Here is a 20,004-nt window from a genome sequence, read left to right on the forward strand (position 1 = left end):
GAACTTTAGTCACGAAGAGTGGGGTTTACCCGCTCTTTTCTATTTGTATAAAGGAGGTCAGCATGAGTAAAATTACTGAACAAATCGAAACAATTATTCAACCGGTTTTAGATGAACTGAATTTTGAACTCGTGGATATTGAATTCACAAAAGAAGGTAGAGACCGCTATCTTAGAATCTCTATTGATAAAGAGGGCGGCGTTGATTTAAATGATTGCACATTAGCATCAGAAAAAATCAGCGCAGCAATGGATGAAGCAGATCCGATTGAACAAATGTATTACCTAGACGTTGCGTCACCAGGTGCTGAGCGTCCTATCAAAGACGATAAGGCGTTTCGTAATGCAGTCAATCAACCTGTATTTGTCACTCTTTATGCGCCGGTTGAAGGTGCTAAAGAATGGTTAGGTGTCTTGCAGTCAGTAGATGACGAGTCAGTTGTGATCGAAGTGCAAGTCAAATCAAAGAAAAAGCAAGTTGAAATCCCAAGAAATAAAATTGCTAAAGCACGTCATGCAGTTTTGATTTAACGTGAGTAGGAGGATTTAACCGTGTCAAATGAATTAATATTAGCAGTAGAATATTTGGAAAAAGAAAAGAAAATTCCTAGAGAAGTACTAATCGATGCGATTGAAGCAGCATTGATTACTGCTTATAAAAAGAACTATGAATCTTCACGTAATGCACGTGTGGAATTGAATATGGACGAAGGTACGTTCAAAGTTATCGCACGTAAAGAAGTCGTAGAAGAAGTATTTGATGACCGCGATGAAGTGGACATCAGTACAGCGTTGGTGAAAAACCCAGCATATGAAATCGGTGATATCTACGAAGAAGATGTTACACCGAAAGACTTCGGCCGTGTGGGTGCACAAGCAGCAAAACAAGCTGTGATGCAACGTTTACGCGATGCTGAAAGAGAAATTCTTTATGATGAATTTATCGATAAAGAAGAAGATATCATGACTGGTATCATCGACAGAGTCGATCACAGATATGTGTATGTTAACTTAGGACGCACTGAAGCGGTATTATCTGAAGCTGAAAGAAGTCCAAATGAAAGTTACATTCCAAATGAACGTATCAAAGTATACGTTAATAAAGTAGAACAAACGACAAAAGGTCCTCAAATCTATGTATCACGTAGTCATCCTGGCTTATTGAAACGTTTGTTTGAAGAAGAAGTACCTGAAATTTATGATGGTACTGTTGTGATTAAATCAGTTGCACGTGAAGCGGGCGATCGTTCAAAAATCAGCGTCTACTCTGAAAATGATGATATTGATGCTGTCGGCGCATGTGTAGGTGCAAAAGGTGTCCGTGTTGAAGCGATTGTTGAAGAGCTTGGCGGAGAAAAAATTGATATCGTACAATGGAATGAAAACCCTAAAGTCTTTGTGAAAAACGCATTAAGCCCTTCACAAGTTTTAGAAGTAATTGTAGACGAAGACAATCAATCTACAACAGTAGTTGTTCCTGATTATCAATTATCACTAGCTATCGGTAAACGTGGTCAAAACGCACGTTTAGCAGCGAAATTGACAGGTTGGAAAATCGATATTAAATCTGAAACAGATGCACGTGAAGCAGGTATCTACCCAGTGCCAGAACAAGACGAAGTTGAAGAAACACCAATCGAAGAAGATCTTTCTGAAGATGTGGTAGTGGCACAAGTAGAAGAAGTACCTGAAGTTGAGGAAGTTGAAGATGTTGAAGCAGAAGAAGCGGAAGACATTGAAGCAGCTGAGTCAGAAGAAGATGAAGCTTCAGAAGAAACAGAAGCTAAAAAAGACGTAGAAGAATAATTTGGAGTGAATGCCTTTATGAAGAAAAAGAAGATTCCAATGAGAAAGTGTATACTTTCAAATGAAATGCGTCCCAAAAACGATATGATTCGTGTGGTTATAAACAAAGAAGGCGAAATTTCTGCAGATGCGACAGGTAAGAAACCTGGACGTGGTGCGTACGTTTCTAAAGATGTAGCACTTGTAGAAAAAGCACAGCAAAAAGGCATTTTGGAGAAGTTCTTTAATGCTGATGCTGAAACTTTAGAGCCTGTCTATAAAGAAATCATACGTCTCATTTACAGAGAAGAGATTCCAAAATGAATAAGAGCAACATCTTGAATTTTTTAGGATTGGCAATGCGGGCTGGCAAGGTTAAAAGTGGTGAGTCGGTTATTCTGACAGAAATCAAAAAGCGAAAAACATCGTTAGTGATTCTGTCTGAGGATGCGTCATCGAGGACAACCAAAGAAATCAGTCAAAAATGTGAGAGTTATCACGTTCCGTTGCGTATATTCGGTACAAGAGAAGAGTTAGGCCAAGCACTTGGCAAATCTTCTCGCGTGAATATAGCTATAATGGATAACGATTTTGCCAAAAAGCTATTATCAATGATAGATGAATAACGTAAGGAGTGATTATATGAGTAAAAAGAGAATTTACGAGTATGCAAAAGATTTAAAATTAAAAAGTAAAGATGTTATTGATGAATTGAAGAAGATGAATGTTGAGGTGTCTAACCACATGCAAGCGTTAGAACCGAATGAAATCAAAGAGTTGGATAAAAAATTCAAACCAAATTCATCTAAAGATAAGCAAAACGATAAAGCTGCTCAAAATAATCACAAAAAACATCAAAACAATAATAAAGATAAAAATAATAATAACAACAATAATAGCGGTAATGCTAAAAAGAATAATAAAAAAGGCAACAAGAACCACAACAAAAATAATAATAAAAACAACAACAAACATAAGAAAAACAATAATCAAAAACCAGCACCAGAACAACCGAAAAAAGAAATGCCAGAAAAAATTACTTATTTAGAAGGTATTACGGTTGGCGAATTAGCTGACAAAATGAATATTGAGTCATCAAGTATTGTTAAGAAATTATTCTTACTTGGTATTATGGCAAACATTAACCAATCATTAGACGATGAAACAATTGAGTTAATCGCTGATGATTATGGTGTAGAAGTAGAAAAAGAAGTAGTCATTGACGAAGAAGACTTAGATATCTACTTCGATGATGAAGAAGAAGATCCGGATGCAATTGAGCGTCCAGCAGTTGTAACGATTATGGGACACGTTGACCATGGTAAAACAACGCTACTTGACTCAATCAGAAATACACATGTGACACAGGGTGAAGCGGGCGGTATCACACAACATATCGGTGCTTACCAAATCACAAATGACGGCAAAAAAATCACTTTCTTAGATACACCTGGACACGCAGCCTTCACTACTATGCGTGCACGTGGTGCGCAAGTCACTGATATCACAATCTTAGTGGTTGCAGCAGACGACGGTGTTATGCCTCAAACAATTGAAGCGATTAACCATGCAAAAGAAGCAGATGTGCCGATTATCGTAGCGGTAAACAAAATTGATAAACCAACAGCAAACCCTGATCGTGTTATGCAGGAATTAACTGAACATGGTTTATTCCCTGAAGACTGGGGCGGCGACACAATCTTCGTACCACTTTCAGCATTAAGCGGTGACGGTATTGAAGACCTATTAGAAATGATCGTCCTAGTATCAGAAGTACAAGAGTTAAAAGCGAACCCAGACAAACGTGCTGTCGGTACAGTTATTGAAGCTGAATTAGACAAATCACGTGGTCCTGCGGCATCATTATTAGTTCAAAATGGTACGTTGCATGTGGGAGATGCTATTGTAGTAGGTAATACGTTCGGTCGTATCCGTGCAATGGTGAATGATTTAGGTCAACGTATCAAATCAGCTGGTCCATCAACACCGGTTGAAATTACTGGTATTAATGATGTACCACAAGCCGGTGACCGCTTCGTTGTCTTCTCTGACGAAAAACAAGCACGTAGAATCGGTGAAGCACGTCATGAAGAAAGCATCTTACAACAACGTCAAGAAAGCAAAAACGTTTCATTAGACAACTTGTTCGAACAAATGAAACAAGGTGAAATGAAAGACCTTAACGTAATCATCAAAGGTGACGTACAAGGTTCAGTAGAAGCATTAGCAGCTTCACTAATGAAAATTGATGTTGAAGGTGTTAACGTTCGTATCATCCATACAGCAGTGGGTGCAATCAACGAATCTGACGTTACACTTGCGAATGCTTCAAACGGTATCATCATCGGCTTCAACGTACGTCCTGACTCTGGTGCGAAACGTGCAGCTGAACAAGAAAATGTAGACTTACGTTTACACCGTGTTATCTACGACGTAATCGAAGAAATTGAATCAGCGATGAAAGGTATGCTTGACCCTGAATACGAAGAAAAAGTCATCGGACAAGCTGAAGTTCGTCAAACATTCAAAGTTTCTAAAGTCGGTACAATCGCAGGTTGTTATGTAACTGAAGGTAAAATCACACGTAACGCAGGAGTACGCGTCATCCGTGACGGTATTGTCATCTTCGAAGGTAAACTTGATACGTTAAAACGTTTCAAAGACGATGCGAAAGAAGTGGCAAAAGGTTACGAGTGCGGTATCACAATTGAAAAATATAACGACTTAAAAGTTGACGATATTATCGAAGCATATGAAATGGTTGAAATCCAACGTTAAACTTGATAATTTAGATAAAAGCACTTCCTTAAACGGGAGTGCTTTTTCGTATGATTAAGGGATTACTATCATAAATATAATTGGGAGGTGTATGTATGATGGTTAACAATATTTGGTTTAATCTTGCGAGTCAGGACTTAGACAAAAGCAAGAAGTTTTATCAAAATATCGGCTTTGAGATTATGGAACGTCCGGAACAAGAGGGTAAGATGTTCGGTATCAAAGCAAAAAAAGGCTCTCCGATAATGATTGTAGCCATGAAATACTTTGAATCATATATTCATCGCGTACCTTATGGTAATGATGCGTTGATTTCACTTTCGGTTGATACAAAAGAAGAAGCACATCAACTTAAAGAAGATGTACAGAGTTTCGGAGGTAAAATTATCGATCAACCTAAAGAACGTGATGGTTTTTATGGCTTCACATTTGAAGATATTGATGGACATTTCTTCAACATTCTAGTTTTTGATGAATAAAAATCATAAAACATATTAAATATCCAATCTGATGATAGTCTCAGCACTGTATTCAGATTGGATTTTTTTATTTTAAAACAGATTGACCTCTATAAGAACTAGGTTTGTAAATGTATTGTAAAGTTTCAATAAAAACCATAAAACTTATTGAAATAGGCTTTGCATAGGCATATGATTAAATTGAAATTATACATAACTTTTAACAAGTTGTGAGAAGTTGAATTTAATATCACTACAGCAATCTATTTTATAATCTAGAAGGTGAACAGCTATGAAAACAATCTTTGGACACAGGGGTGTACCAAGTGTCGCACCAGAGAACACGTTAGCATCTTATCATGCCGCAGCAGAAATTCCTGAACTGCAATGGATTGAAGTCGATGTCGGAATTACTGCAGATGAACAATTAATAATGATTCATGATGATTATTTAGATCGTACAACTTCAATGACAGGAGAAATCAGTGAAACTTTATTTAAAGATATCCAACAAGCGAGTGCAGGTTATTGGTTCCATCCAAAATTCAAAGAAGAAAAAGTTATAACTTTCGATGAATTTATTGATTTTGTGAATGCCTCTCAACTAAATGTCAATATTGAACTAAAAGGTATTACAGGTAATCATGGACCAAAATTAGCTAAATCATTAATTAAACAGTTAGTTGAAGCTATGCCGAAATTTAGTCCTGAAGTAGAAATATTATTTTCAAGCTTTAATATTCCATTGCTTAAAGCAGTTCAAGAAGCGCTTCCTCAATATCCAAGAGCGGTACTCTATGAAATGTGTGCATTTTATGAAGATTGGCGTACAGTTTTAGATTTTTGTGATACACATATTTTGCATTTGGAAGATATTGATTTGACTGAAGCGTTAGTCAGACGTATCAAAGATGATGGTTATATTTTAAATGTATATACCGTGAATGATGTAGATAGAGTGAACCAACTCTTTAACTTTGGTGTGGATGGTGTGTTTACAGACTATCCGCAAAATTTAGTACATTTGCAAGAATCACTTTGACATAGGCCGCAACTAGGAGGAAAAACAACATGAATTGGCTGATGCATAAACTAGGATTGAAAAATGCGAGACAACTGGCAGGATACCTTTCTGTTGTCACTGCAGGACAAATTATTTATTCAGGATTCGAAGCTTTTAAAGGTACGTTTTATCACCAACTCTTGCAGGTACTGCATGTTAATAATGCGGAACTTGGTGTGATTTTTAGTTTAATCGGGTTATCAATGTTCTTCTATATTCCAGGTGGATGGATCAATAATAGATTCTCGATTCGTTCTTTACTCATCACGGGGATGTCAATTCGTTTTATTACGATGTGTATCGTGATTTTCTTGAATCCAAGCTTTACGATATTAAAAGTGATCGCAGTCATTTGGGGGTTAGTTGAAGCGTTCTTCTGGCCTGCAGTATTGAATGGGGTAGTTTTCTTCACTGATCGTGAACATAGAGGTTTAGGTTTTGGATTATTAGAATCCATTCGCCGTGCACAAGAAATGTTGATGAACTTATTACTTGTAGCCATTATGGCTGCGGTGAGTGGCGTCGTCGTATTAAAAGGCGGTATGTTAGCCTATAACTTATTATTAATCCCGATGATTATTTTAATATGGAAATTTGTACCGAAAAATGGGATTGCGGCTGATGAATCGCATAATCAAGAAACAGGTTATAAATCTGCGAAAGCTTTAAAAGGGTTATTGTATGTGTTAACACAACCAAAAGTGTGGTTAGCCGCGATTACCGCAATGTCAGTATATTGGGGCTATATTATTTTGATATACACTGTACCTTACTTACAAAGTGTTTATCATTTAACAACAGCACAAACTGCATTTTTCGGTGTAATCAATACAGCATTGATGGGGTTTATCGCTGGTGTTATTGCGGGAATGATTTCGGACTTTGTCTTTAAATCTTCAGCGAAAATGATTGGTGTAGCATTACTCGCATCAACAGTTATTTTAATCATTATTGTATACTTTAAAATCGGAACACAGTTAAGTATTGTCTTATTAGTAATCTTGTCATTAACGACATTCTTATCAAAAAGTGTATTGCTTGCGCCAATTTCAGAATTGAAATTACCTGAAGATTTTTCAGGGTCTGCGATGAGTGTCGGTTCGTTTTTAGCGTATGCGCCAGTCTTTTGGGTGTATCAATTAAATGGTAATTTACTGGATGCATTTAAAGGACATGAAGCTGTTGCCTACCAAATGATTTTTAAAATTGGTATTGTGGTCGCATTATGTGGTGCAGTTTCAGCATTACTATTAACGTATTTGATGAAACGTTCACGACAACGAGAAGTTCAATAATGAAATGAAATTTAAAAATGAAATGACTAAAAATAACATGGTAGTGATTGAATTATTTTTAGTATGAATAAGAAATTTTAACCCAAGTACTTTAAACGCTTGATACAGCTATAAAGTGCTTGGTTTTATTTTTGAAGGAGACTATTATTTTTAAAAAAGTATGTGTTCATTTCTGAAATGTAAAGATTGTTTTGAAATGATATCTTATACGTTTACGCAAAATTAATATGCTTAACTGTTTCTTAACATGTTGCGCGTGTCATATTGATTAATTGCTCAATATAAAGGGAAAAGTTTTGTAAAAGGGACGATTATAGTTTATAATCTTGAATTGAACTCAATCGTTCATTGTTGAAATAAAGAGGTGAAACACACATGAGTAAAATGAGAGCAGAACGCGTTGGTGAACAATTGAAACAAGAGTTGATGGATATTATCAACAATAAAGTTAAAGACCCGAGAATCGGATTTTTAACTATCACTGACGTACAAGTGACAAACGATTTATCTCAAGCTAAAGTCTACTTAACAGTATTAGGTAAAGAAAAAGAAGTAGACGATACGTTTAAAGCGTTAGAAAAAGCGCGAGGCTTTATTAAAGCGGAATTAGGTTCAAGACTTCGTCTAAGAACAATTCCAGAATTATATTTCGAATATGATCACTCAATCGAGTACGGTAATAAAATCGAAAGAATGATTCAAGATCTTCATAAAAATGACTAATTAAATGAAGTTATGGGCAGCTATGCAAGTGCATAGCTGCTTTTTTAATTGAATTCTAATAATTCTCTAATTCTTTACAAACTTAACCTCCTTAACATAGGCGATAAGGATTTTTACTAGGAGGTTATAACAATGAAAATTGCAGTGATACCCTCAGGCTTTAAAGAAAGCTTGAGTTCAGCAGAAGTCGGTACAGCAATTCAAAAAGGTCTGCATGAAGCAGATGAAAGTTTAAATATTCAAGTGATTCCCATGGTGGATGGAGGCGAAGGATTTGCGCAAACTATCACGCAAATTAAAAATGGTCAGCTTTATCATTTAAATGCAGAAGATCCATTAGGACAAAAACGCAAAACATTTTATGGTATGTTTTATGAAAACAAACAAAAAGTTGCGGTAATTGAAATGGCCGCAATAGCGGGTCTAAGACATGTACCTAGCAACCAGAGAAATCCGCTTCACACTTCTACATACGGTGTAGGTGAAGCAATTATCCACGCATTAGATCATGGCGCTGAACGTATCTTAATCGGCTGTGGTGATTCGGGAACATCTGATGGCGGTGTCGGCATGGCACAAGCAATCGGTGCACGTTTCAAAGATTATAAAGGTAAAACAATATTTATCCATGGCGGAGGTGAAATTGACCGTATTCATGATATGGATTTATCTCATATTGATCCGCGTGTATTAAATACACCTATAGATGTAGCGGTGAATTGGTCAAATATTTTATGTGGACCAAAAGGTGTCGCAAAAGTATTCGGTCCACAAAAAGGTGCAAGTCCAAAAGAAGTCGAACATTTATCGGATAACCTTGATCATTTGGCACGTTTAATAAAACGTTCAACAGGTGAGTCAGTTGCTTATCAACAAGGTTCTGGCGCATCTGGTGGATTAGGTGCAGGGTTAATCGCTTTTGCGAACGCTACATTGCATCCACGTTTTGAATTAATTCAACAGTACTTGCATATTGAACCTGTTATTGCACAAGCTGATTTAGTCATCACAGCAGAAGGGTGTTTAGATTTCCAAACGCCAAACGGAAAAATTCCTGCTGAAGTAGCGAGAATCGCTCAACAATATGATACACCTGTGATTGCATTAGCAGGCACAATCGGTCAAGATGCGGAATTTAATTATCAAAGTGGTATTAATGCCTTTCACAGCATTATTAAACAGCCTTCAAGTTTAGATGATTCTATTGAGTATGCATCAAAATGGCTAAAGGAATGTGCACGAAATATATATCACTCAATTCAAATCGGTATGAAGATGAACCAAACAAAGTCACAAACACACACAACTAAACAAAGACATTTTGTGCTTTAAAGATGAGTTATTCTAAATTAATCGCAGTCATTCTTTATCTTATTTTCACGCTATGGCTGTTTTTAGAAACAAATTTGTCCTATTTAGGACAATTGAGTGTGGCTTTGTTTGTGTTATCTTTAGGGCTATTTATTTTTAGTAAAATGCCAGCAGGGTTATCTGCAATGTTGGTTGTATGTTTAGGTATTTTACTCGGTATGCCGCAAGATATTTTGTATCAATCATTAGAAGAACATGTGATTTGGTTAATGATTGGCGCATTTATTATTGGTGGCGTAGTGGAAACCAGTGGTTTATTAGATCGTTTGATTCGCTGGATTGAAGCGAAGTGTACGTCTGGAAAACGTATGAATATCTTTGTCTTTATCTTAGTACAAATTTTATCTTTAATTATTCCATCTACTTCAGGTCGTGCAGCAGCACTTCTACCTGTATATCAAGCATTTGGCAATCGTTTTAATTCGAATCGTCAGTATTTAGGCATATTGATGCCAGTGTTAATTTTGATGGGAACAAACTTATCTTTAATCGGTGCAGGCAGTCATATTATTGGGATTGGACTGCTTGAAAATCAAACAGATGGTTCTATTTCTTATCTTCAATTCTTACTATGGGGCTTTCCATTTGGGATAATTATTGCAATAATAAGCTTATTTATGATAAAAAAGTTTTATATGAAGCCTGTTGAAAAGATTTCAACAGAAAATATAATACAATATGAAAAACAACCATTGACTAAAAAAGAGAAAAAAGCAACAGTCCTCATTAGTTTGACAGTGATACTTTGGATAACTGAACCACTGCATGATTTCGATATCGCCTTTGTGACAATTTTAATGAGCTTGATTATGATTATGCCTAAAGTTGATTTGATTGGATGGCGTGAAGCATTTAACAGAGTGTCATGGAGCTTAATTTTCTTTGTAGCGGGTGCGACTGCACTTGGCAATCTATTGGTGAAATATAAAGTGCTCGATGTCATTCAACATCAATTATATCAAGTGATGCATCATGTCAAACTGGTAAATGAATTTGTGCCGCTAGTGATTATTGTAGTATTGACTGTGACTTCTCACTTGTATATTACAAGTCATACAACACGTGCAGTCGTCTTTATTCCATTACTGATTGTTTTTGGTAAAATGTTTGGTTTAAACCTGACAGCAGTTGTATTTATTGCGCTGATCGGTACGAACTACTGCTTAACTTTTCCAGTCAGTTCTAAAGCCTTGTTATTGTTTTATGAGAATAAAGAAAGACCATTTACAATTAAACAGCTCATGTATTTAAGTTTAGGTATCATGCCAGTATATATGCTTACCATGATTGTGATGTATTATGTTTATTGGCAATATGTTGGGCTTGCATTGAAATAGGAGTGAATAGAAAGTGGAAACTATCTTAATTGTGGAAGATGACGAGAAAATAGCACGCGTCATTGAACTAGAATTGGATTATGCAGGCTATGATGTCTGTATAGCGCATTCTGGTAAAGCAGCATTACAACTTTATCAAGAACGTCACATTGATTTGATTTTACTTGATGTGATGATACCAGATTTAAATGGATTAGAAGTGCTCAGACGTATTCGAAATGATGATGACTATATTAAAATTATTATGTTAACTGCACGTGATGAAGTCATGGATAAAGTCAGCGGTTTAGATTCTGGTGCAAATGATTATATGACTAAGCCATTTGAAATTGAAGAATTATTAGCACGGATTCGTGTACATTTAAAACAGCAGCAATTAAATCAAAAAGAAGCTGTTGAAGTTTTAACACATGATCACATCGAATTGAATCCACAATCTAGAGAAGTTTTTGTCGATGGCAGTCTAGTCGAACTCACACAAAAAGAGTACGATTTGTTGTACTACTTTATGACTAACCAAAATATTGCTTTAGATCGTGCGCAGATCATTGAGTATGTCTGGAGTTATGATTTCGTAGGTGATACGAATGTTGTAGATGTTTATGTCAGATACTTAAGAAAGAAATTAGATACGGCTGATACTTCAATTATATCAAGTGTCAGAGGTATCGGTTATATGATGAGAGCTTAGTTATGAAACTAGGAACACAACTTCAAATTTATATCACTTTGATGATTGCGATTGTTGTCATTATTACTAATTTGACGATCTATTTTATTTATCGTACCACTTCGTTAAATGCGGAAACCGCACAATTAGAAGATAAAGCAATCAGTACGATGGAGGAATTACGAAAGGCCAAAGAAAATCATAACGACAAAGAAAAAGTATTGCAAAGTTTGATTTTAACTGATGGTTATATTGCGATTGTAGGTAAAGATGATGATAGTAAATTTCAAGTCACATCTAATCCAAAATATAAAGATTTAAGTGAACCGTATAAAAATAAACAATATAAAAAGGCGATTTATAAAAAAGGGCATCATTTTGTCTTAGTCAGTATTCCGCTCGTTTGGAAAGATGGAGAAGTCAGTAATCTACAAATTTTTGAGAATATCGATTTCAAATATAGTAAATACGATATTTTAAAAGTGGTATTAACACTTTCTACATTGTTTATTTTGTTGATTGTCTTTTTATTAAATCGATTACTGACTCAAATTATTTTACAACCGATAAATCAATTGATTGAGAAAATGAAAAAGACGATTGAAACGAATCATTATGTCATTATGGATATTAATCAAAAGGATACTAAAGAGTTGCAAGCATTAACTCAGACATATAATGATATGATGGAAAATTTAAAGGAACATGATGAAAAGCAGCAAGCATTTATATCCAATGCTTCTCATGAATTGAAAACACCGATTACTGTGATTAATTCTTATAGTCAGATGTTGAAGCGGTTTGGAAAAACTAGAGAAGATATTTTAAATGAAAGTATAGATGCGATCAGCGATGAAGCACAACGGCTGAAATATTTAACTGAGCAAATGTTGGATTTAGCTAAAGTAGAGCGCAGTAATCAACAGGCAGAACGGCAATCTGTTGATTTAAATGAAATATTAGAGCATAAGGCTTCACGTTTCGCACATGCATATGATAGGGAGATTATATTTCAGTGTGATAATACTGCACGTGCATTTGTGAATGAAGATCAGTTCAAACAGTTGATGACAATTTTTTTAGATAATGCGATTAAGTACAGTCAAGATGATGTGATGATACATGCGACAGAACATCCAACGCACATAAACGTGAATATTTCAGATCGTGGCATTGGTATTCCGCCAGAAGATTTAGAACAAATCTTCAATAAATTTTATCGTGTGGACAAAGCAAGAGCGAGACAATCTGGGGGTTCTGGTTTAGGACTCTATATCGCGTTTGAATTAGCCAAACGTAATGACATAGAAATTCAAGTACAAAGTGTGCTTGATGTTGGCACAACGTTTATTTTGATTATAGAAAAGGTGACTTCAAATGGTGCTCAAAAAGATGATTAAAATACTGTTGATAGTCATTATTTGTATATTGATAGTGATATTATGTGCAGTGATTTATTTCAAGTCCACGCAACACGACTACACCCAACAAGAAGTTAAACAACTAGTAGATGATCGTTATGACGGCAAAATTCAATCTATTTCTTTGAACAAAGCTAAAACAACTTATAAGGTAAAATTGTTAGATGAAGGGTTGAAGTATGATTTAGAAGTAGATAAAAAAGACGGCGCAATTAAAAATGTCCATACAGTAAAAGTCAAACAACCGACTAAGTCTAAATCACAGCAAGAAAAAGCAACTAAGAAGAAAGAGACACCTTATATTTCAGAAGAAACAGCAAAAGCAGTCGCACAACATCAAGTGCCAGGTCAATTTGTTTATATTGATTTAGAAAAAGAGCACAATCCACCTTTTTATACGGTTCAACAAATCGTAGACGATGATGAAGGCGCAGTAATTAAAGTGAATGCCCTTAATAAAAAAGTACTGTCTGTGTCATGGTTCGAAATTAAAGATGATGACGACGATGATGATTTTGATGATTAAAAATATAAGCAGCTGTTGAAGTGTTATATGCGTTCAACAGCTGCTTATTTTCTTTGCCTATATTTCATTTTGAATTTATTGTAAAATAGTAGAGGTATGACAGAGAGAAGAGGTGTAGTTAATGGAGGGTATTTTACCTGTATTTAAAGAACGTGGTTTAACAAGCCATGATGTTGTATTTAAATTGCGTAAAATTTTACATACTAAAAAAGTAGGCCATACAGGCACATTAGATCCAGAAGTAAATGGCGTTTTACCGATTTGTGTCGGTGGTGCCACTAAAGTCAGTGACTATATCATGGAAATGGGTAAAGCATATCAAGCAACGGTTACGGTCGGTGTGAGTACAACTACTGAAGACCAAACTGGAGAGGTGCTAGAAACGAAAGCAGTCAGTAAAGATTTAACAGCTGATAAAATTGATGAAGCGATTTTATCATTTGTAGGTGAAATTGAACAAATTCCGCCGATGTATTCTTCTGTTAAAGTGAATGGACGTAAGCTTTATGAGTACGCACGTAATAATGAAACAGTTGAACGCCCTAAACGAAAAGTGCGCATTTATGAAATTGAACGTAATTCTGAGATTCGGTATAAAGATGACACATGTTCATTTGATATATTTATACGTTGTGGGAAAGGGACATATATCAGAACGTTAGCAACTGATATCGGCAGAACATTAGGTTTTCCGGCACATATGTCTCAATTAACACGTGTAGAAAGCGGCGGCTTTTCTATCGATGAAAGTTTAACTTTGGATCAAATTGATGAATTATATAAGCAAGAAGCATTACAGGAAAAGCTATTTCCGATAGAATATGGTTTGAAAGGGTTGCCTCATATTCAAATTGACGACCCGAACATCAAAAAACGCATTTTAAATGGACAGAAATTTTATAAAAATGAATTTTCTGAAGCGATTGATGAAGTAACAGTGATGGAAGATAAAGAAACAGAAAAAGCCTTAGCACTTTATATTCCGCACGCTGAGAAACCGAATGAAATCAAACCTAAAAAGGTATTTAACTAAAGGAGCATCGCAAAATGAAAGTAATTGAAGTTACACATCCAATTCAACCTAAGCAATATATACAAGAAGACGTTGCGATGGCATTGGGATTTTTTGATGGCTTGCATAAAGGACATGCGCAAGTCTTTCATACTTTAAATGAGATTGCGAAAAAACGTAATTTGAAAAAAGCGATTATGACGTTTGATCCCCATCCATCGGTTGTATTGAATCCTAAACAAAAAAGAACGGATTATTTAACGCCGTTAAGTGATAAAATCGAAATTTTAGAATCATATAACATCGATTATGTTATTATTGTGAATTTCACATCTAAATTTGCGGATGTTTCGATTGATGAGTTTGTGAACGAATATTTAATCGCAAACCATGTGAAAGAAGTCGTTGCAGGCTTTGATTTTACATTCGGCAAACACGGTAAAGGCAATATGTCTGTACTCCAAGAATTAAAAACACACTTTAATACAACGATTGTGAGCAAACAAGAAATGTTCTCAGAGAAAATATCAACAACTGAAATTAGAAAAGCATTAAAAGAAGGCGACTTGCAGAAAGCAAATGATGAACTAGGCTATCGTTACCGCATCAAAGGAACAGTAGTCCAAGGTGAAAAACGTGGCAGAACAATCGGGTTCCCAACAGCAAATATTGAACCGAGCGACGATTATGTATTACCTAAAAAAGGTGTGTACGCAGTCAGCTTAGCTATCGGTACAGAACAACGTATTTATAGAGGTGTATGTAATGTGGGTGTGAAACCGACATTCCATGATCCTAAGAAATCACATGTCGTGATTGAAGTGAATATCTTTGATTTTGAAGAAGATATTTATGGTGAACGTGTGATTGTCTTTTGGCACCACTATTTAAGACCGGAAATCAAGTTTGATGGTATTGATCCGCTTGTAGAACAAATGAATAAAGATAAAGAACAAGCGAAATATTTATTATCGGTTGATTTCGGTGATGAAGTATCTTATAATATTTAGGTCGGAATGATTACACATGTGGTAATCAAAACAAGATTAAAAACAGTCCTCACTCTTGGCAGGTCGATACTCCGACGCCTGACTCAGACTGGGGAGACTAAATTATTAAAGGAGGAAATTGACAATGGCAATTTCACAAGAACGTAAAGACGAATTAATCAAACAATACCGTGTACACGAAACAGACACAGGTTCACCAGAAGTACAAATCGCAGTATTAACTGCAGAAATCAATGCTTTAAACGAACACTTACGTACACACAAAAAAGACCACCATTCACGTCGTGGTTTATTAAAAATGGTAGGTCGTCGTAGACATTTATTAAACTACTTACGTAAAAAAGATATTCAACGTTACCGTGAATTAATCAAATCATTAGGTATCCGTCGTTAATCTTTTCTTAAGTAAAACGCTGATACCAGTTAGAGGAAAGGACCATCGTTGGTTGCTTTCCTTTTTTTATAGCTTAGATACGAATGTGCGTATAAAAATAATCATGTAAATGATATGATAGAATTATTAATGTAAAAGAGGTAGTAAGAGAAAGGAGATTCCTAATGTCTCAAGACAAGAAAGTGTTTAAGACCGAATGGGCAAACCGTCCGTTAACAATTGAAACTGGGCAGATGGCAAAACAAGCAAACGGTGCGGTACTCGTACGTTATGGGGATACAGTTGTATTATCTACTGCGACAGCATCAAAAGAACCGCGTGATGGAGATTTCTTCCCATTAACAGTTAACTATGAAGAAAAAATGTATGCAGCAGGTAAAATTCCTGGGGGCTTTAAAAAACGTGAAGGTCGTCCGGCTGACGAAGCAACTTTAACTGCGCGTTTAATCGATAGACCAATCCGTCCATTATTCCCTAAAGGTTACCGCCATGATGTTCAAATCATGAATATCGTGTTAAGTGCTGATCCGGATTGTTCACCAGAAATGGCAGCAATGATCGGTTCATCAATGGCATTAAGTGTATCAGACATCCCATTCCAAGGTCCGATTGCAGGGGTAAATGTCGGTTATGTTGATGGTCAATATGTGATCAACCCGACTGTAGAACAAAAAGAACAATCTCGTTTAGATTTAGAAGTTGCAGGCCATAAAGACGCAGTTAACATGGTTGAAGCAGGCGCAAGCGAGATTACTGAAAAAGAAATGTTAGATGCAATTTTCTTCGGTCATGAAGAAATCAAGCGTTTAGTAGCGTTCCAAGAGGAAATTATTGATTACCTTAAACCTGAGAAATCAGAATTTATTCCAGTTGAACGTGATGCAGAAGTCGAAGAAAAAGTAACTGCATTAACACAAGAAAAAGGTTTGAAAGAAGCAATTCAAACATTCGATAAAAAAGAACGCGAAGAAAATATCGACGCAGTTCGTGACGAAATTATTGAGATTTTCGAAGATGAAGAAGATCCGGAAAACGAAGCGTTACTTGCTGAAGTAAATGCAATCTTAAATGATTTAGTAAAAGAAGAAGTCCGTCGTCAAATCGCGGATGAAAAAGTACGACCAGATGGACGTAAACCAGATGAAATTCGACCATTAGAATCTGAAGTAGGTCTATTACCGCGTGCGCATGGTTCAGGTTTATTCACTCGTGGTCAAACACAAGCGTTATCTGTATTGACATTAGGCGCATTAAGCGAATATCAATTAATTGACGGTTTAGGACCTGAAGTTGAAAAACGCTTTATGCATCACTATAACTTCCCGAACTTCTCAGTAGGTGAAACAGGTCCAGTTCGTGCACCAGGTCGTCGTGAAATCGGACACGGTGCATTAGGCGAACGTGCTTTGAAATATATCATTCCTGACACCCAAGATTTCCCATATACAGTACGTATTGTCAGCGAAGTGCTTGAATCAAACGGTTCATCATCACAAGCATCTATTTGCGGTTCTACACTTGCTTTAATGGATGCAGGTGTACCAATCAAAGCACCAGTTGCTGGTATTGCGATGGGTCTTGTAACACGCGATGATAACTATACAATTCTTACAGATATTCAAGGTATGGAAGATGCTTTAGGCGACATGGACTTCAAAGTTGCCGGTACTAAAGATGGTATCACAGCAATCCAAATGGATATCAAAATCGATGGTTTAACTAGAGAAATCATTGAAGAAGCTTTAGAACAAGCACGTGTCGGCCGTTTAACAATTCTAGAACACATGCTTCAAACAATCGATCAACCAAGACCAGAATTAAGTGCGTATGCACCTAAAGTTGAAACAATGACAATCAAACCAGACAAAATCAGAGATGTTATTGGACCTGGCGGTAAGAAAATCAATGAAATCATTGATGAAACAGGTGTTAAACTGGATATCGAACAAGATGGTACTATCTTTATCGGTGCAGTAGATCAAGCGATGATCAATCGTGCGCGTGAAATTATTGAAGAAATTACACGTGAAGCAGAAGTGGGTCAAACATATAATGCGAAAGTTAAACGTATTGAAAAATACGGTGCGTTCGTAGAATTATTCCCAGGCACTGATGCGTTATTACACATCTCACAAATTGCGAATGAGCGTATCAATAAAGTTGAAGATGTATTGAAACTTGGCGACTCAATTGAAGTTAAAGTAACTGAAATTGACAGTAAAGGCCGTGTGAATGCATCTCACCGTGTATTATTAAATAAAGAAAACTAATAGAATATGAGATTGAATAAGAAGAATGCTTGTACAACTTGATGTTGCTTCACAAGCATTCTTTTATACATATGTACGTTTTAACATCGTGCTGGCCTATGGATTCATTAGTGTACATTAAAAAGATTTTAACTTATAATATAGAGTGAATACTTATATGGTCGGGGATTATAAATAGGAGGAGAAAAATTGAATTTAGTAAAGAAAAAGAATAATGATATTCGCATCATCCCGCTTGGCGGCGTGGGTGAAATTGCGAAGAATATGTATATCGTTGAAGTTGACGATGAAATGTTTATGTTGGATGCAGGTCTAATGTTCCCAGAAGACGAAATGCTGGGTGTCGACATTGTAATTCCTGATATTCAATATGTCATTGAAAATAAAGATAAATTAAAAGGTATATTCTTATCGCATGGACATGAGCATGCGATTGGTGCAGTCAGCTATGTTTTAGAAAAAGTTGACGCACCAGTATATGGTTCTAAATTGACATTAGCACTTGTTAAAGAATATATGAAAGAACGTAAAATTGATAAGAAAGTCAGATATTATACAGTCAACAATGAATCTGTAATGCGCTTTAAAAATGTCAATGTTTCATTCTTTAATACATCACATAGTATTCCAGATAGTTTAGGTGTAACGATTCATACGTCATATGGTGCAATTGTGTATACTGGTGAATTTAAATTTGACCAAAGTTTACAAGGCAACTATGCGCCAGATCTTAAGAAAATGACTGAAATCGGAGACGAAGGTGTCTTTGCGTTAATCAGTGATTCGACTGAAGCGGAGAAACCAGGTTACAACACACCTGAAAATGTGATTGAATCTCATATGTTAGATGCATTTACAAAAGTGAATGGCAGATTGATTGTGTCTTGCTATGCATCAAACTTTATCAGAATTCAACAAGTGTTAAATATTGCCTGCAAATTGAATCGTAAAGTCTCATTCTTAGGACGTTCACTAGAAACATCATTCAATATTGCACGTAAAATGGGATACTTTGATATTCCAAAAGACTTATTAATTCCAATTAATGAAGTTAAAAATTATCCGAAAAATGAAGTGGTAATTATTGCGACAGGTATGCAAGGAGAACCTGTAGAAGCATTGAACCAAATGGCGCGTCAAAAGCATAAAATTATGAATATCGAAAAAGGTGATTCAGTCTTCTTAGCCATGACAGCGTCAGCTAACATGGAAGTAATTATCGGTGACACGTTAAATGAATTAGCACGTGCCGGAGCAGATATCATCCCAAATAATAAGAAAATCCACGCATCAAGTCATGGTTGCATGGAAGAACTCAAAATGATGATTAACATCATGAAGCCAGAATACTTTATCCCTGTCCAAGGCGAGTTCAAAATGCAGATTGCCCATGCGAAATTAGCGGCTGAAGCAGGTGTAGCACCTGAAAAGATTTTCTTAGCTGAAAAAGGCGATGTCTTAAACTTCGATGGCGAAGATATGATTTTAAATGAAAAAGTAGAATCAGGTAACGTACTGATTGATGGTATCGGTGTAGGTGACGTCGGTAATATCGTTTTACGTGACCGCCATTTATTAGCAGAAGATGGTATTTTCATTGCGGTTGTGACTTTAGATCCGAAAAACAGACAAATTGCGGCAGGACCTGAAATTCAATCACGTGGTTTCGTGTATGTCAGAGAAAGTGAAGAATTGTTGAAAGAAGCGGAAGAAAAAGTACGCGAGATAGTGGAACAAGGTCTTCAAGAACGTCGTATTGAATGGTCTGAAATCAAGCAAAATATGCGTGATAAAATCAGCAAGTTGTTGTTTGAAAACACAAAACGCCGTCCAATGATTATCCCAATTATTTCTGAAGTTTAATTAAAAGTATGCAAGATTAACATACAAGA

The 20,004-nt window shown here is 36.0% G+C and carries 19 protein-coding genes; all 19 read left to right on the forward strand.

Annotated features, from left to right (window positions below):
* The first annotated feature begins 62 nt into the window (after positions 1–62).
* The 19 genes from rimP to rnjB all read left to right on the forward strand — a co-directional run bounded on the left by rimP (position 63) and on the right by rnjB (position 19,975).
* A complete protein-coding gene (gene rimP, locus HMPREF3270_RS00770) occupies positions 63–530 on the forward strand; it encodes a ribosome maturation factor RimP (protein WP_002480703.1) in 468 nt (155 codons plus the stop codon).
* Positions 531–551: 21 nt separating this feature from the next.
* Positions 552–1,805 (forward strand): transcription termination factor NusA, encoded by a 1,254-nt coding sequence (gene nusA, locus HMPREF3270_RS00775; protein WP_070847619.1) that lies wholly within the window; start codon positions 552–554, stop codon positions 1,803–1,805.
* A gap of 18 nt (positions 1,806–1,823) precedes the next feature.
* Positions 1,824–2,108: an RNase P modulator RnpM gene (gene rnpM, locus HMPREF3270_RS00780; protein ID WP_057509824.1), complete on the forward strand. Its 285-nt coding sequence runs from the start codon at positions 1,824–1,826 to the stop codon at positions 2,106–2,108.
* Positions 2,105–2,410: a YlxQ family RNA-binding protein gene (locus HMPREF3270_RS00785; protein WP_070867144.1), complete on the forward strand. Its 306-nt coding sequence runs from the start codon at positions 2,105–2,107 to the stop codon at positions 2,408–2,410. Before rnpM ends, HMPREF3270_RS00785 begins: the two co-directional genes overlap by 4 nt.
* Positions 2,411–2,426: 16 nt before the next feature.
* A complete protein-coding gene (infB, locus tag HMPREF3270_RS00790) occupies positions 2,427–4,562 on the forward strand; it encodes a translation initiation factor IF-2 (protein WP_023015689.1) in 2,136 nt (711 codons plus the stop codon).
* A gap of 95 nt (positions 4,563–4,657) precedes the next feature.
* Positions 4,658–5,041, forward strand: coding sequence for a VOC family protein (locus HMPREF3270_RS00795; protein WP_002480708.1), 384 nt, complete (start codon positions 4,658–4,660; stop codon positions 5,039–5,041).
* A gap of 271 nt (positions 5,042–5,312) precedes the next feature.
* Positions 5,313–6,062: a glycerophosphodiester phosphodiesterase family protein gene (locus tag HMPREF3270_RS00800; RefSeq protein ID WP_070847616.1), complete on the forward strand. Its 750-nt coding sequence runs from the start codon at positions 5,313–5,315 to the stop codon at positions 6,060–6,062.
* A 29-nt stretch (positions 6,063–6,091) separates the two neighbouring features.
* A complete protein-coding gene (locus HMPREF3270_RS00805; RefSeq protein ID WP_070847613.1) occupies positions 6,092–7,378 on the forward strand; it encodes an MFS transporter in 1,287 nt (428 codons plus the stop codon).
* Positions 7,379–7,753: 375 nt separating this feature from the next.
* Positions 7,754–8,101 (forward strand): 30S ribosome-binding factor RbfA, encoded by a 348-nt coding sequence (gene rbfA, locus HMPREF3270_RS00810; protein ID WP_002480711.1) that lies wholly within the window; start codon positions 7,754–7,756, stop codon positions 8,099–8,101.
* Positions 8,102–8,233: 132 nt separating this feature from the next.
* Positions 8,234–9,433 carry a glycerate kinase family protein gene (locus HMPREF3270_RS00815; RefSeq protein ID WP_023015685.1) on the forward strand — a complete coding sequence of 400 codons (1,200 nt, stop codon included), beginning with the start codon at positions 8,234–8,236 and terminating at the stop codon, positions 9,431–9,433.
* A gap of 2 nt (positions 9,434–9,435) precedes the next feature.
* A complete protein-coding gene (locus HMPREF3270_RS00820) occupies positions 9,436–10,809 on the forward strand; it encodes an SLC13 family permease (protein WP_070847610.1) in 1,374 nt (457 codons plus the stop codon).
* Positions 10,810–10,822: 13 nt separating this feature from the next.
* Complete coding sequence (locus HMPREF3270_RS00825; protein WP_070847607.1) at positions 10,823–11,500, forward strand: response regulator transcription factor; 678 nt, start codon at positions 10,823–10,825, stop codon at positions 11,498–11,500.
* Positions 11,501–11,502: 2 nt separating this feature from the next.
* Positions 11,503–12,879, forward strand: a complete 1,377-nt coding sequence (locus HMPREF3270_RS00830; RefSeq protein WP_070847604.1) for a sensor histidine kinase — start codon at positions 11,503–11,505, stop codon at positions 12,877–12,879.
* 34 nt (positions 12,880–12,913) lie between these two features.
* Positions 12,914–13,426 carry a PepSY domain-containing protein gene (locus HMPREF3270_RS00835; RefSeq protein ID WP_241964951.1) on the forward strand — a complete coding sequence of 171 codons (513 nt, stop codon included), beginning with the start codon at positions 12,914–12,916 and terminating at the stop codon, positions 13,424–13,426.
* Positions 13,427–13,547: 121 nt separating this feature from the next.
* On the forward strand, positions 13,548–14,459 hold the full coding sequence (truB, locus tag HMPREF3270_RS00840; RefSeq protein ID WP_070847601.1) for a tRNA pseudouridine(55) synthase TruB: 912 nt from the start codon (positions 13,548–13,550) through the stop codon (positions 14,457–14,459).
* 14 nt (positions 14,460–14,473) lie between these two features.
* A complete protein-coding gene (locus HMPREF3270_RS00845) occupies positions 14,474–15,448 on the forward strand; it encodes a bifunctional riboflavin kinase/FAD synthetase (RefSeq protein ID WP_070847598.1) in 975 nt (324 codons plus the stop codon).
* 124 nt (positions 15,449–15,572) lie between these two features.
* The gene (rpsO, locus tag HMPREF3270_RS00850) at positions 15,573–15,842 is read left to right on the forward strand and encodes a 30S ribosomal protein S15 (protein WP_002480719.1); all 270 of its coding nucleotides are present in this window, start codon (positions 15,573–15,575) and stop codon (positions 15,840–15,842) included.
* A gap of 164 nt (positions 15,843–16,006) precedes the next feature.
* Positions 16,007–18,112, forward strand: a complete 2,106-nt coding sequence (gene pnp, locus HMPREF3270_RS00855; protein ID WP_002480720.1) for a polyribonucleotide nucleotidyltransferase — start codon at positions 16,007–16,009, stop codon at positions 18,110–18,112.
* A 189-nt stretch (positions 18,113–18,301) separates the two neighbouring features.
* Complete coding sequence (gene rnjB / locus HMPREF3270_RS00860; RefSeq protein ID WP_002480721.1) at positions 18,302–19,975, forward strand: ribonuclease J2; 1,674 nt, start codon at positions 18,302–18,304, stop codon at positions 19,973–19,975.
* Positions 19,976–20,004: the final 29 nt, after the last annotated feature.

This window comes from Staphylococcus sp. HMSC65H10 (assembly GCF_001839185.1).
GTDB lineage: Bacteria > Bacillota > Bacilli > Staphylococcales > Staphylococcaceae > Staphylococcus > Staphylococcus simulans.

Coding starts and splice junctions, on each gene's coding strand:
- rimP (WP_002480703.1), top strand. CDS start 63: ATGAGTAAAATTACTGAACAAATCGAAACAATTATTCAACCGGTTTTA.
- rnpM (WP_057509824.1), top strand. CDS start 1,824: ATGAAGAAAAAGAAGATTCCAATGAGAAAGTGTATACTTTCAAATGAA.
- HMPREF3270_RS00785 (WP_070867144.1), top strand. CDS start 2,105: ATGAATAAGAGCAACATCTTGAATTTTTTAGGATTGGCAATGCGGGCT.
- infB (WP_023015689.1), top strand. CDS start 2,427: ATGAGTAAAAAGAGAATTTACGAGTATGCAAAAGATTTAAAATTAAAA.
- HMPREF3270_RS00795 (WP_002480708.1), top strand. CDS start 4,658: ATGATGGTTAACAATATTTGGTTTAATCTTGCGAGTCAGGACTTAGAC.
- HMPREF3270_RS00800 (WP_070847616.1), top strand. CDS start 5,313: ATGAAAACAATCTTTGGACACAGGGGTGTACCAAGTGTCGCACCAGAG.
- HMPREF3270_RS00805 (WP_070847613.1), top strand. CDS start 6,092: ATGAATTGGCTGATGCATAAACTAGGATTGAAAAATGCGAGACAACTG.
- rbfA (WP_002480711.1), top strand. CDS start 7,754: ATGAGTAAAATGAGAGCAGAACGCGTTGGTGAACAATTGAAACAAGAG.
- HMPREF3270_RS00815 (WP_023015685.1), top strand. CDS start 8,234: ATGAAAATTGCAGTGATACCCTCAGGCTTTAAAGAAAGCTTGAGTTCA.
- HMPREF3270_RS00820 (WP_070847610.1), top strand. CDS start 9,436: ATGAGTTATTCTAAATTAATCGCAGTCATTCTTTATCTTATTTTCACG.
- HMPREF3270_RS00830 (WP_070847604.1), top strand. CDS start 11,503: ATGAAACTAGGAACACAACTTCAAATTTATATCACTTTGATGATTGCG.
- truB (WP_070847601.1), top strand. CDS start 13,548: ATGGAGGGTATTTTACCTGTATTTAAAGAACGTGGTTTAACAAGCCAT.
- HMPREF3270_RS00845 (WP_070847598.1), top strand. CDS start 14,474: ATGAAAGTAATTGAAGTTACACATCCAATTCAACCTAAGCAATATATA.
- rpsO (WP_002480719.1), top strand. CDS start 15,573: ATGGCAATTTCACAAGAACGTAAAGACGAATTAATCAAACAATACCGT.
- pnp (WP_002480720.1), top strand. CDS start 16,007: ATGTCTCAAGACAAGAAAGTGTTTAAGACCGAATGGGCAAACCGTCCG.